Genomic DNA, 13604 nt, shown 5'->3' with positions numbered 1-13604 from the left:
CTTATGAGTACTCACAGTGTGCTCCTGATGTATTCAATGCGGTCGAAAACTGCACGAGAAAATTGCTCTGCTTCATACTTGGCTTTTCGAAGGGCATCAGCACTACCCGGATAAGAAATAGGATTGGCGCTGATTACCGTATCAAATGATTCACCACATCGCTCAAAACCATCGAGTCGCGGCAGAGATGCATCCAGCATAGATTTAGTGAACACTTCGCGCGCGTAACTCTGGGAAGTCAAATGGTCATGTTTCGTCGTCATCTTCGACATAAAACCAATATTGGCTTTTAATCTTGGTTCAACACCCTCCTTTTCAATTCGCTCCAGCATCTCAGGTAAACGGGTCAGATACTTCATCGTGGAATGAAAATCGACCTGTGCTGGAGGAGTCGGCGTAAGCAGGATATCGCTGGCGGCAATGGCGTTTAGCATAAACGAGTCTAGATGTGGGCCAGTATCGACAAAGATAAAATCATAGTCATCGGCAAGTCGATCGATAACATTTCTGCGCAAAACTTCAGACGGTGCAACCCCCGGCAGATATTCCTGCACCAGAGCCTCCCAGTCACTTGCTACAAAACCATCATCAATTGAGGCAGGCATAACATCAACACCGGGCATCACTGTTGGCTGAATAAACTCACTATGTAACTGCTCACGACCAAGATCGTTCAACATCGCCTGGGCAGCAGTTTCTGCTTTGGAGCCAATGCTATTTTTATGGCTTAAGAACATGGTGCTTGAAGCCTGAGGATCAAGATCGATGACAAGGATCCTTAGATCATTGTGCAGCATAGCAGGATGAGCACGCATTCCATGCGCGAGCGTCACGGTGCTGACCGTTTTGGATACACCGCCTTTCAGGTTGACCACGAACACAACGAAGGGACCTTTGTGCTTATCACGGTATTTAGGTACTTTGCGGTGATGATAAATATCGATAACGTTCTGCAGGCTAAGCGCATATTGTGAGGTACTGCCGGTTTGCTTTTTCCCAAACTCATAGCCAGCTTCCTCCATATCACTGATGGCTGCGACAACAGCGTGCTTACTGAGCAGTGGAAAATTGGCAACAGCGTTGCGTGAATACGTTTGATAATAACCAGTCTGATTAAATTCAACCCGTTGCTGTTCAATATGGTTGCTAAGTCCCTGCAACATACTGTTCGCTCGCTTCGCTGTCTCCAGCACATCGCCGTAATCACGCTTCATAAGCACCTCAGTAATAATGTCTTTTTGAATACTACACAAAAAACCTCAATCTGCCAATTTTTCAGTAAAAAACCTAAAAACTGGATTTTTTCTTCATGGATGGATTTATTTCACAAAACTGAGATTATACCAATAAGGCTGCAGACATATCGCAATCGCGAAGTTTCTCATCATACTGACATCACATTGATTAATTGGGAGAAATACCGGATTTCAGGTTTATTTCAGCTGCATAGATGTCCAGATCAATAGCTAAAGCTGCATATTTAAAGGAACGCTACGTACAAATTATCAACACTTCAAAATCAGACCTTTTTGAGTTTTATCTCTGAGTCGCATGCGAAGAGGAACGCAATGATTACTTTATGATCATCACATCAACGCCTCTCAGTCATTCTGCATCTTCAGAGGAACAAAAATCGGGTTAGGCAACCCCCTTCATCAACCGATTTTGCATGTTCAGAGGAACACTCCGGCAACTGAATCCGCAACCCATCCGAGGAATTGCCTCAATCTGCATATTTACAGGAACACCTAGCACTGTCGCCCTGCATGTTTAGAGGAACAAATGCCGTATAATGCATCTTTAGAGGAACGTGACCATCTGATCAACAGCATATTTAGAGGAACACGCTAGAGATTTTCGTATCATATTCAGAGGAACAAGCCTCCCTGAGGCTGCATGTTCAGAGGAACATCATTATCAGATGAATGCATGTTTAGAAGAACGCATCTGATTTTATTGATTAAAATTTATCGCACAGTAATCAGCTTTAAAGCCCCACCTCTGTTACAGCTTGTACAAGACAAGGGGCCTGCATGTTTAGAAGAACACCACCGCTGGAACTCACCGCTACATGTTTAGAAGAACATCTGTTGAGAAATCGCTGCATCTTTAGAGGAACAACCGGGATATGGGTTAGCATGTTTAGAGGAACAGCTTGCAACATCAACATCATTAGAAGAACACCAGATCATTTTGCACTCCATAAACGATCAGTTCATAAACAGATTTGCATGTTTACGGGAACGGCGATTCTTTCAAGCCAGCAGCATAAGTATCAAAAACGACAGATGCATGTTTACGGGAACAGTTTGGGGCGCATGTTTAGAGGAACACAGTGCAACTCATCGCCAGCATGTTTATAGGAACATAGCATCTGAAGCCAAATGCATGACGATACCCCCTATTTCGATGATTCTAAACATGCTTCCCGCATGTTCAGAGGAACGTTATTGAGCGCACAGATTCCTAAAATGCATATTCAGAGGAACGCCCTACCCTCTCGAAGAGATTGGCGGCAATATTTCCGGATGCATGTTTAGAGGAACACTAAGAGAGATATTGAATAATATGGTAGGCTTTCGCTTGCATATTTAGAGGAACATATTAGATTTATATTGAAAAAACAGTCAATTGCGCTTAGTAACACCAATACACTGATGTTCAACAATGTTGTCCTGGGGCCTAAACTTCATTGTTCTCAGAAAGATCCGGATCCCGGGATGTGATCGTAAAGTAGATCCTTTTCTTACCCTGAACCACTTTGTAACCTTCGGTATACGTCAGGTATTTAACGTCCTCCAACAGCTTCATCGCTTTCCTCACTATCATCAGCTGTTTACGTGGCTCAGAACGCATGTTAAGCCGTTCCTGGATTCGTTCGAAGGTAACAATCTGAACTTTGTTTGGAACGTTTGGCAGGCCTTCCAGGAAGGTATATATGGCCTTAGCAACCTCATTGCGCTTAATGGCAGGAAATACTTTGAGCTTGAGCACGCGTTTGAGGTCGATGTTATAGAGATCTCTGAGTCCAGGATTGTACTCAATGATGACCTGATTTTTAGCGGTATCCACCTTGGAAAAGTTGATAAGGTGTGTGGTAGCACTAACGATATCTTCGCCATCTTCCTTGTACACATGGATTGAAGTTTGGGTGATTTTACGTAGTGATTTAGCAATCCGCTCCTTCAGATTTTTATTGACCTGCCGTGAGTTGAATTCACAAAGACGCGCAAACTCGGTGAAAGGTAACGTAACCTTACCTTCTTTCATCTCAGTGTGGGTTAAGGCAGAAATGATGGCCACCCAGGTGCGAAAATCGGTGTCCATGTCCAATTTAGGGCCATTGATGGTGACTTTGTTGTACCCTTCCTTGTTAACAATTTCGAGGTTACGGAACTCTTCTGAGGCATCCATCGAGCGGTTACCAACGCTCTTTTTTTCGATCAAGCCCACGGGGCTGAAGACACTCAGGCGCAGCAGCGATAGCGGCTGGATCGATTTGTTGCTTGTGGATGATATGTACTCAAGTTCACCTGTGGTTTTATTTTCATATTCGACAGTTAGACCTAAGTCATTTATATCCTTGGACATTTCCTTTAACCTCCCCTGCCACAATTATCCACAGGTAAACGTTGCACTGCATATTCAGAGGAACGCTATCTGCATATTCAGAGGAACACTACAGCATATCCAGAGGAACGCATAGCATTTTTAGAGGAACAAATTACATATTTAGCGGAACTGGTCACATGTTTAGAAGAACAAAGTGCATGTTTAGAGGAACAAAAAATGTTTTAACACTATGATAAATATAATTTTWCTGATGCTTAGATCTTTAAGATCTTTATAAAGATCATATATAAGATCCCTATTAGATCAATATAAGATCCACTTCATTAGATCTATCCTGTGGATAATGACTAAAAATGCAATCAACATTCATCTAAGTCTCAATTCTTAACCATGTCTTATTCAAGTTTTACAGAACTTCTTTATTTGTTTAAAAAACATCCAAAAATTGATAATTGAATGCCAATTCCCATTTTTAAATGCAAGATGTGAAAGTAATCATGATAACCATATGATAATAAACAATATTAATAAGTTACACTGTAACATCAAGATCTATTTCACTCTTTACGAGTCAATTTAATAAAGATATTCAGGAACAATATCAGTCTCAGAAAGAGAATCATCATGTCAGCAACTGTATCTCAAGTAGATTTAAAGTTATCAGCACTTGAAATAAAATTATTTTATCGTCATATATCCCCTTCCCTCTTCTTTGCATTAATTTTAAATATTATTTTTATCTAAATTACATATTAGAAAGCTCGCTTTTATCACCGGTCACTGTCTCTTTTAGTTATATAATTCAATTATTGGATGATAATAATTTTTAGCTTCGATTAAGATAACGCGTATTTAGACATCATACGAGCTTAAATCAGTTAATTAGATTTTAAATCGAAAAATAAATAGTTGATTTGAACTCTGAAGTAATAAGAGACCTCAATCATCATTATTTAGATTGATGGCTTGGTAAAACTACTAGAAAGTCATAGCTAAATACGATTTTTTGCTAACGAACACCGGATAGTTGAATTGTAATTCAGGTCAAAATGAATACTATTGGTAAAGGAAGTAAATATGATTCTCCATTTTCCCATCTGGTTTTTTTATAGCTAAACTGAAAGATTTTTATTCCATATATTCACACGCGCGATACTTTTTTACTTATGAATATGTTCGCTTCAAAACGGAGTTGTTTATAAGTTAACATTAATTTGTATTTAAATAGATGTTTTTAATTCAATTTTATAAGTTCATCGATGGTGTTTTCAGGCTGAAAATCTTCAAAAGATATATATAAATCAATTATTTATATTAATTCATAATGGAGTTAGTTTAAATCTATTGAAGTTCAGCCGGTAACGTTTGTAAAAAAATTAGATTTTGAATTGAATGAATTTTAGTTACAAACGTTCCTGAAAGTCTCAAATGGAGATCGTCATTGCTTAAAGTAATAATATCGATAAGAACTAATCTATTTATATGAGATTTACTTCCTTCTGTTCTACCAACAAAGCTAAATTATTAAACTTATTGCAATATAATGTTTACGAATTTCAAGAAGACATATTTACTCAAAACGTAAAAATTAATTTCTACATACAAATCTAGCCATTTGAATATCAATATCGCCTAGTTCAAAAGGTATGCTCATTATTTCAAAAGCGAATCTTTTAAAGAATTGGTGAGTTTTTTCAATTAAGATTTATAAACTAAATCTAAACATACTAATGAAGAATATGGACTAGCTAGCTAGTTCCGACTGTGCAGGTGCAACCTGTTACCATTTTTTCAGTACGCTGCAACTTTCATAGGCAAGCCTTAACTCAACGCTGGTTGATATTCAGTTTCATGCCGGAGGATCGACCAGATAATCCTGGTCGTTTTATTGGGGTCAGTTTGGATATCGAAAATTATTGTACGTTAAGGTTGTTTTTTGACCTTTCTACTTTAGGGGGTTTGAGGGCCAATGGAACGGAAACGTACGCTAAGAAGATAATTCATTTTTTATGTTAAAATTTAATGCTCTCAATTCTCCCTTTAAAATATCCTCCGGCAACGTGAACGTATATTGCATTCATTCATGAAAAAACTTCGCGAGTAATGTTTTATTGGTGTGGATATTTATCACTAGCTGGACTATTGTTCAACGCTTTAACATTAAAAAAAACTCTTAATCGTAAAAATGTCACTTTGGTTTTTTTGCTTCTATCTTTCCTTTTTTTGGGTTGGTCAGTACTGTCTGAATATCTATCAGGTAATACTTCTTCAGAATTGCTATATACCCCTGGCAAAAGATGGTTAGTAGCATCAGTCATAGCTTTCTATATCTTAAACGGTAAAGACGAACTAAAAAAATTGCCCAACGCAACACTAATCATATCAATGATGTCTTTGGCTTTCATAACCGCAAGTACTTTTGGAGTTATCCAGGGAATTGATAGCGATGATCGCATTTTTCTTGGAATTAATCGTGCAAATTAACTGCATATGCTTACAGTGCCTTTACGTTAGCTTTTTCAGCATTAATGGCAATGAAGTTAAAATCAAAATATAAATACTTCATTCAGTCAGCTATCCTTGTTCTCTCAACCTATGTGATCTTTCTGACTCAGACACGCGCAGCTATGTTTCTTCATCCTGCGCTTGGGTTGTTTCTGCTCCTTTCCTGGATGTATAAAGACAAGGTTCTTAGTCTAAAGATATTAACTATTTCTCTATTATCATTAATGGTTGTAATGGCCGCAAGTTCAAAGATAATAATTGATCGATATGATGCTACCATGCGAGAAATCGGGGAATATAACCGCGGTAATGATTATACTTCGCTTGGCGCAAGGTTCAGCATGTGGAAGCTTGGAGTAATTGCTTTTAGTGATTCACCTTTTGGTCAGAGTGAGTCTCATCGCAATAAAGAAATTACTGAATACTTGCATGATGCAAAAGAAAAGTCAGCTGCAACACAATATCTTAGAGTACATCTGCATAATGAATTTATTCAATATGCATCTATCTTTGGTCTTTTTGGGGTGATTGTGTTGTTCTTATTTTTCTTTATTCTGATATTTAAAGTTAGCCAACCATCTATTATTGGGCCTGTGGGTATATCCACTATATCAATTCTGTTATACGGCGCCACAGATGTTTTATTAACATCCATTGAATTAATAGTTATTTTTTCTACAACAATTATAGTTTCAAGCATGGCTGGCCACAACCAACACGGAAGGTTTGAAAATTGAAGACTTATATCATTAATCTAGAAGATGCTCACGCCCGAAAGGAGTCAATGGAGTTCCAGGCCAAGCGCTCAGGTCTTCATTATGAATTAGTGCCCGCCATCGATGGGAGAAAAATACCCGCTAATTTACTTTCTATTTTAAAGAAAGAGCATAGCTATGCAGTCACCCCCGGGGAAATTGGCTGCTCTTTGAGTCATTTGGCAGTTTATAAAGCCTTAACGACATCTGATGATGAGTGCGCATTGGTGCTTGAAGATGACGTATCCTTACCAGAAGATATTTCTCATTTTCTCAACGAGATAGAACATTTAATACCCAAAAGACACCCAGTATTTATTTTTATCCAAGGTAAACCATTACAGTGGTAGAACCATAATGGATTTATCTAATGGACATTCAGTTCATGATGTTTACAATGCCGCATTTTCCCATGCGTATATCATAAACAAACCCGCCGCGGAAATTCTTCTTGATAAGCTATTCCCTGTTTGGTGTGTCGCTGATCAATGGCAAACGTTTAAAGAGTTTGGGTTTATACGGTTATTTGGAGTTCATCCTGAATATATCAGTACGAATTCTGTCTATGAGAGTATCAGTACTATCGGTAATCGAAGTGACAGAGAAATACAGGAAGCAAAAGAAACCGCGTGGAAAACAATTTATTCCAGCCGTTCACTTAAGATCAAACTGATAAAAGCTTTCAATCTACTTTTTCATAGACCATTCCAAAAAATTATTAAACAATGATTAATTCAGCGCTGAAAAAATTCAGCGCTTTTACCCCAGTACTTACCTAAGAATATTGTCCGCATCCCTGTCCCCCCCCTTTATCCTGCTTTCTGGCTATACGTTCATTTATTTCAGCAATTCGCTGGCGCGAATATGCCTCTTCTTTTGCCGTCGCTTTACCAGCCGGACGGCCATCAAGATCATAACGGGCTGCGCCCTCGGTGATCTGCTCAAGATAACTCAATTGGCCAGTAACAAAACGCATCACACGAGCAATATCAGCATGGGTAAGCACCTCACTTGGATTGGCTTTAACATGTTTATGCATCTTGTCTGCAATACCATGAATAACCGGCCGGAAACGGCGTCGTTTCCATTCAGGCCATAATTCTGGCCACTGTTTACAGACTCTCGAAAAGGATTGATGAAGGCTAACCTTCGTAACCTTTACTGATGTCTGTTCTGTAGCTGTCACGTGACAACTATTGGTCATCAAATCACCTCAAAATTATGGAATTTATTGGTTAATTATAGCGCTAATTACATCTTAACCAAATGTAATATATGAGTATTTACCCGTATAAATAGATGCGGCGAGATAATGACGTCAGTGATAGTAGGGGTCAGTTTGGAGATCGGAAATTATTGTACGTTTAGTTCATTATTAGACCAATTAAACTCGACACTCTAATATGGTAACCTGAATGTGCCGCTAGCGGCACATGCCGGCGGAAATCAGGTCGAATAGTTCACTTTAGTTACATCCGCCGGAGAGCCCGGCGAAGCCGGCTACATAATAGTCTGTGGCTATTAACCCCCCCCTTCCTGCAAAGCCTTAACCCACTTTCAGCTACTAGAAATGGTTATTTTCCCCCACGAGGGTGCGCAGTTAGCGCCGGGCGCTTGCGCCCGGGCCCGTAGGGACGGCGAACCGCTTGCGGTTCGGAGCGCGGTACTGCGAGTTAGCGGTCGTAGACCGGTTACGGGGGAAATAGTGCAGATTTTAAAGCAATATATCTTTCGCTGGATGCTTTGATGGCCGTCTTTTGGGGCCCGCTGCGTAGCAGTGGGAGGAACTTTTAGATTCTGAGCGGCGCGACTTTAGTCGCTGCAAGCGAAGGCATTATTGGTTTTCCACAGATCTACAGAAGACAAAGGATCACCCTGATTGTGTAAACAGGGGAATATTATTGGGATGTTGGAAGATTTTGCGGGTTCATTGATATTTGTGTTCGAAAAGCTAATGTTATCTGTTTGCGGGTTTATGTGTATAACAGCTTTGATGTTGTTATAAAATGGATATGAATGGAGTGCGAGGGGACGTAAAAACATGACTGCGCATAAAATACACTGACGAACCCGCAAAATTCGCCAGAACAGGCAGCACCAAAAGCCCCGGAGGGGCTTAGAAAAATCAAGGAAACTCAGGGGGCGCTAGTGAGGCGGCGGTGCCGTCAGCGCCAGCTCCAGTTGATAAAGATGCTGTACGGCCAGCTGTTCGAGGCGTTCCGCCGTCATCCAGTAGCGCTCATCCGCTGGCAGGGTTTTCTTCAGCCAGCAGCTCATCTCGTAAACCTGACGGTCACGGGGCAGCTTTTCCAGCCGGTTCGCGCGCTTGCGGGCCGCGCCTTTCGCCCGCCGGTATCTCAGGGCTTCCAGGCGGCGCTGCAGGTACCAGCGTTTCCGGGCCGAACGGGCGGAAATCTCCTCATCTTCAGCGAGGATCCCTTCCCGGATGAGGGCCTGACGCTCCTCACTCTCCTTCAGCTTTCTCTGCTGCTGCTCCAGGAGTTTCTTCATATCGATACCCAGCATTTTGAACCCGGTTTCGGTGATCCAGACATGCTTTGGCAGGCGCTTTCGCGCCTCATGGTCCCAGGAGGTGTCTTCAGACACCCCGAGGACGCCATAACGGACCTGTTCGGCGATCAGGCTGGAAAGACGGCTGACGGTGACTGCCGTTTCAGCAATGACTTTTCCTTTGCCGTCTTTTGGGCTGAGTTCTTTGGCCAGCCTTGAGACACACATCCCCACGGTGTGCTTCCCAGCATCACAGAAACTGATGAGCACGGGCCACAGGGCATCCAACAGACGCTGTTTTTCGGGACGGAAGGCATATTTACGTCCAGCTCGTTGGCGCGCGTGCACATAAAACGGGTGAAGGGACATATGCATACGCAGCTGATATCTTCCCGTTACAGGATTCTTCATTACCAGCCGGTTATAGGCGTGACCAAGCTGCCCGCCCAGCTTTTTATAGCGATCAGGACGGAACCAAGACGGGTTCTCACATTTGGGTTTTGTAGAATGGTCACCACGGCGGCGACGCGTTTTTTTCTTTACCGGTTCAACCAGAAAAGAGTCAACGCTGCCATCATCAACCCCCTGCCAGAAACGGATCTGGCTATCGGTATCGAGCTGGCTCCAATGCTGAGGGTGCTTTCTTTCAGCCACCACTCCCTGCGCTTATGTTGCACAGATGGAGTAAGCACGGAAAGTCTTGTCTTTTTTCGCGCACGGGTTATACTCCCTTACAGAAGCAACAACTTCTATAGGTTTTGTTTTGGGACCCCGTTAATCTATCGATGCCGCCAAGCTCTGAGATTATCGGGGTTTTTGTTTTTCCAGGCTTCGTGAATTGCCCAGAACCAGTCACCTTCCGGCGTGACCACCATTCAAAACAATATGTTATCTAGCAATAATCTCGCTGACTCTATCACTTCGTCTAAAAAGGATCAATTCAAAGGATCCCGTCCAATTCGTCAGCCAGCCAGCTGCGCTCTATAGGCCTCTGCGTCTCGTTTCATTCGTTCAAAAAGCTCAAGAGGCACACAGTAAAAAGCCGGAGAACTGCGGTTGAGGATAGCGATAGCATCACCTTCAGCAGCATCAACAGTACCCAACGGATCACGCTTAAATTCAGTGATGCCTGTTACTTTTGAGCAGTGTATACCTGCAACTTTTGAGGATTGTGCTGTATTCGCCATAACCACCTCCAGCTAACTTTAAGATCTTTGTAATACTAGCATATAAACTAACACTTAAAAGTGTCTTTTAAGCACGCTAGGGAGATAGATCACTGTTAGATAGATTGGATCTGAATGCAGGTACAATAGAAAAAACATAACCCATTAATTTTTATTGACTTTAAGTGCTCAGAGATGATCACCATTAATCACCTTTCCAAAAAAACTAATTATTTCACCGCAAATCATCAACATGATGTACTTCAGTACAGAGCCGCAGACCATCAAAAACGGCAGGATGCAGTATGTTGCCGTTAACAATGCATTCCTTAAGCTACTGAATTTAACAGAAAATTACCCCATTCTAGGCAAAACTCTTGATGAATTGCCTACGTCGTTGGCCTATCTGTCGCATAATATTCACCGGCAAGAACAGCTTGTAATGAGGCATAGAGAGAAATTTTCATCAATCATCACTCATCCTGTTGGAGAAGATAGCTCACTACACGCGTTGTGTTTTGATACTACCCCCTACTACGATGACTATGGTGTATGCTCAGGCACGATGCTATTGGTACGGCCACTTGATATGTTCAGCCCAAGCTATCTATTGGAAGATGATGTCCCCAAGCCATTGATATATCGGATTCCTTCAAAGTTTTTCACGAACGCAGAGTGGGAGGTGATCTTTCTTCTCACGATGAAGTACAGCCGAAAAACAATGTCAAAAATACTCAACCTCTCACTCAAAGCAGTTGAACATCGCATCAGTAATTGTTTACAGAAAACAGGCACATGCTGCGGGGAAGATCTGCTGCGATATTGCCGTCAGAAAAACTGGGATACGTACGTTCCACCAAGATTTCTAAAGCCAAGATTCCGCTTGTTTAAATCAGTATCGCCAATGCACTCAGTTGACTCGCTGGTCTATAGCCAGTAACCTTCCGGCATCACAGTAAATCCTGTGATCGGGCGTGGAAACCCGTGCATATCATCGGCGATATAGACGCGCATGCGTCTTTTTTATCGCAAAACAACGTCTAAGCACCATACATCTGAAGCTCAAGAGTTCTTTTTTTAAGCCTCATTTGCCTCAATGGTAGCTCAGGCGGGGCAGGCCTCGGCCTGGCCGGTTCCGATGATGCCGGTATTTCCACCCCCGTCTGGGCTATCGCCATCGAGCGTGGAAACTCCGGCGATAGATCTGAAAATCATCATCGGAGCTCAACTATGCCCCCTAAAAGTTCTCATATCTCCCAGTTAAGCTGCAGTTGTGCTGCCGGGAAGGCATCTAACCTATCACGTACTCTCTTCCATTTTACGAGCCCAAGCACCGGCTTTAATGGGGTATTACCCCATTAGCGAACACCTTTGCCGTCCATATAGTTTTCGTATTGATTTGCAGAGGGATTTTATATGCTACAGCCCAATATGCTGGACACCCTGGAAAAATCTTTTCCTGAGCTATCCAAGAAACAATTAGAGGTGTCTACCCTGTATGCCCTTGGTGCTTCTTACGACGTCATAGCTGAAAGTTGTCACTTGTCACCTGAGACAGTACGAACTTATCTCAAGCGAAGCACAAAAAAMTTTAAATCTCGAGGGATACGATGCACTCCGAACAGCAATACTGCTTCGGGCCTTTCTTTTGGTGATCAATAAATAACCAAATGTGTCCCCTTAAATGGGGACAATTTTGAGACTTATCTCATTTACTATTTACAAAAGATAACAAAAAGACAAGCATAACAACCAATCCCATAAGTAGTGCCGCCAATTATGCTTATTGGATTTGCTTACAAGAATATATTGAGCCATGACAGTGTCAGAACTGCAGCGGGCAAACTTAAGTGTTTGTTTATAAGTCTGCTTCATTGCCATGTTTGAATGTATTCGCCTCGACGAATACAGAATTATTCCTTCATGGATCAATTCAGCGCGAAGCGTTCAAAAATGAATATACAGGATATATGTAATCAACAATGGTATCTAGCCCTGTATATTACCGGGGCCAGAAATCGTGAGAATCTTTTTGTACTGGCTTCACGACCAGAATATAGTTCCATGGACTCCTCTGACCTTAACCAAAATTAAACGCGCCGATGCTCCTCATGTATTCAGAAAAAGAGTCTCTGCCGTTTTCCCCGGTTAGTTTTTTTCTTAAGGCAAATTTCGAACATCACAAAATTGAGACTGTTCGTGCACACTCGGCATTTTGCGACTTTGTTAAATTTGGCAGCAAAATTTCCCCTGTAAAGAGCTCTGTTGTCGACGGCTTAATGAAAGTTTTTCCGGATCCCACGCTGCACCCCGCAGCCCGGAACGAGCTGGAAGCAGCAGCGAACATATGGCTTACAAAAAACCAGTACAAACACCTTATTCAGCTTGAGAACATGTCTCACCCGGTATCGCGTATTTCCATGTTGTATGACCTGATCACGCATTCCGGGTCACACGGATTTTAACGTAGCTCAACACCAGGAGCCTCAGGAACCGGCGTACGAACCGGCTTTTAACCTCCATCCCATTGCATATGGAGTTCCCCCGCCAGTCGGGGGCTTTTTTTTGATCCGCTTTCCGGAATGGCGTCTGTACGGGGCCTGCCATGTGAACACCCTCTGTTCCTGTTACCCGTCAGCCATACCCGGCTCCCTTCACCGGCGGTGTGAAGGCACAGACGCCATTGCCAGAAACCGGAACCATCAGAGAGTCATTATCCCATGCAATCCACCCAGGACCAGGTTAGTAATCTCTTGTGGTGCATTCTCGTCGCCCTGCGAACGGCGGAGGAAAACCACAACATCACCTCAGAACGCGGTAAACGCAAATTCATCGCCGAGTGGCTCAACGGCGCTCGCCATATTCCATCGTTCAGGGGAATGGCCGCTGAGTTCTCAACGATACGCCAGTTGATCGACGGTAATAAAAACAATTCCATCGACAGTGTGCTTACCGCCCTTTGGACAAATGCAGTATCGTCCGCCGGCTGCGATTTATTTCGGTTCCGTGCCGTTATCAATTCGCTGTACAGCCAGGGCTGGCGCCACTGCCTGTGTCCGTGGCCGGAACAGATAATGCCGGAAATCATCGAGCG

General features: G+C 42.5%; 11 protein-coding genes and 3 pseudogenes. 8 read left to right on the top strand and 6 right to left on the bottom strand.

What is annotated here, in order from left to right; all coding sequences use genetic code 11:
• Positions 1-11 precede the first annotated feature (11 nt).
• From HA50_RS21095 to HA50_RS31185, 3 genes are all read right to left on the bottom strand, one after another.
• A complete protein-coding gene (locus HA50_RS21095) occupies positions 12-1214 on the bottom strand; it encodes an AAA family ATPase (protein WP_084878693.1) in 1203 nt (400 codons plus the stop codon).
• A gap of 1468 nt (positions 1215-2682) precedes the next feature.
• On the bottom strand, positions 2683-3591 hold the full coding sequence (locus HA50_RS21090) for a RepB family plasmid replication initiator protein (protein WP_084878691.1): 909 nt from the start codon (positions 3589-3591) through the stop codon (positions 2683-2685).
• 2090 nt (positions 3592-5681) lie between these two features.
• Positions 5682-5891 carry a hypothetical protein gene (locus tag HA50_RS31185; protein ID WP_139810987.1) on the bottom strand — a complete coding sequence of 70 codons (210 nt, stop codon included), beginning with the start codon at positions 5889-5891 and terminating at the stop codon, positions 5682-5684.
• 216 nt (positions 5892-6107) lie between these two features.
• On the opposite strand from HA50_RS31185, the gene HA50_RS21085 reads away from it, so the two are divergent.
• The 3 genes from HA50_RS21085 to HA50_RS21075 are packed head-to-tail and all read left to right on the top strand — an operon-like array spanning position 6108 to position 7562.
• Positions 6108-6815, top strand: a complete 708-nt coding sequence (locus HA50_RS21085) for an O-antigen ligase family protein (RefSeq protein ID WP_158087425.1) — start codon at positions 6108-6110, stop codon at positions 6813-6815.
• Entirely contained in the window at positions 6812-7183 is a 372-nt protein-coding gene (locus HA50_RS21080; RefSeq protein ID WP_084878687.1) for a glycosyltransferase family 25 protein, read from the top strand. The genes HA50_RS21085 and HA50_RS21080 overlap by 4 nt, the downstream gene beginning before the upstream one ends.
• Before the next feature lie 7 nt (positions 7184-7190).
• The gene (locus HA50_RS21075) at positions 7191-7562 is read left to right on the top strand and encodes a hypothetical protein (protein WP_084878685.1); all 372 of its coding nucleotides are present in this window, start codon (positions 7191-7193) and stop codon (positions 7560-7562) included.
• Between the two features lie 46 nt (positions 7563-7608).
• Here HA50_RS21075 and HA50_RS21070 read toward each other — a convergent pair whose 3' ends face one another.
• The 3 genes from HA50_RS21070 to HA50_RS21060 all read right to left on the bottom strand — a co-directional run bounded on the left by HA50_RS21070 (position 7609) and on the right by HA50_RS21060 (position 10531).
• Entirely contained in the window at positions 7609-8037 is a 429-nt protein-coding gene (locus HA50_RS21070; RefSeq protein ID WP_084878683.1) for a ProQ/FINO family protein, read from the bottom strand.
• Positions 8038-8978: 941 nt separating this feature from the next.
• Positions 8979-9998, bottom strand: coding sequence for a plasmid replication initiator RepA (gene repA / locus HA50_RS21065; protein ID WP_084878681.1), 1020 nt, complete (start codon positions 9996-9998; stop codon positions 8979-8981).
• Positions 9999-10306: 308 nt separating this feature from the next.
• The gene (locus HA50_RS21060) at positions 10307-10531 is read right to left on the bottom strand and encodes a hypothetical protein (protein ID WP_084878679.1); all 225 of its coding nucleotides are present in this window, start codon (positions 10529-10531) and stop codon (positions 10307-10309) included.
• A gap of 232 nt (positions 10532-10763) precedes the next feature.
• Between HA50_RS21060 and HA50_RS21055 the strand changes: the two genes are divergently transcribed.
• The 5 genes and pseudogenes from HA50_RS21055 to HA50_RS21040 all read left to right on the top strand — a co-directional run.
• The gene (locus HA50_RS21055) at positions 10764-11450 is read left to right on the top strand and encodes a helix-turn-helix transcriptional regulator (RefSeq protein ID WP_084878677.1); all 687 of its coding nucleotides are present in this window, start codon (positions 10764-10766) and stop codon (positions 11448-11450) included.
• Positions 11451-11603: 153 nt separating this feature from the next.
• Positions 11604-11710, top strand: a pseudogene (locus HA50_RS31600) (ash family protein); the annotation flags it as partial.
• A 216-nt stretch (positions 11711-11926) separates the two neighbouring features.
• Positions 11927-12176 (top strand): annotated as a pseudogene (locus tag HA50_RS21050) (helix-turn-helix transcriptional regulator).
• A 445-nt stretch (positions 12177-12621) separates the two neighbouring features.
• Positions 12622-12975 carry a hypothetical protein gene (locus HA50_RS21045; protein WP_338117370.1) on the top strand — a complete coding sequence of 118 codons (354 nt, stop codon included), beginning with the start codon at positions 12622-12624 and terminating at the stop codon, positions 12973-12975.
• A gap of 255 nt (positions 12976-13230) precedes the next feature.
• A pseudogene (locus tag HA50_RS21040) lies at positions 13231-13604 on the top strand (conjugal transfer protein TraC); the annotation flags it as partial.

Origin of the sequence: Pantoea cypripedii (assembly GCF_002095535.1) — a bacterium.
GTDB lineage: Bacteria > Pseudomonadota > Gammaproteobacteria > Enterobacterales > Enterobacteriaceae > Pantoea > Pantoea cypripedii.
Note: the sequence above shows the minus strand (reverse complement) of the source record. Positions and strands in the feature narration are given on the sequence as shown.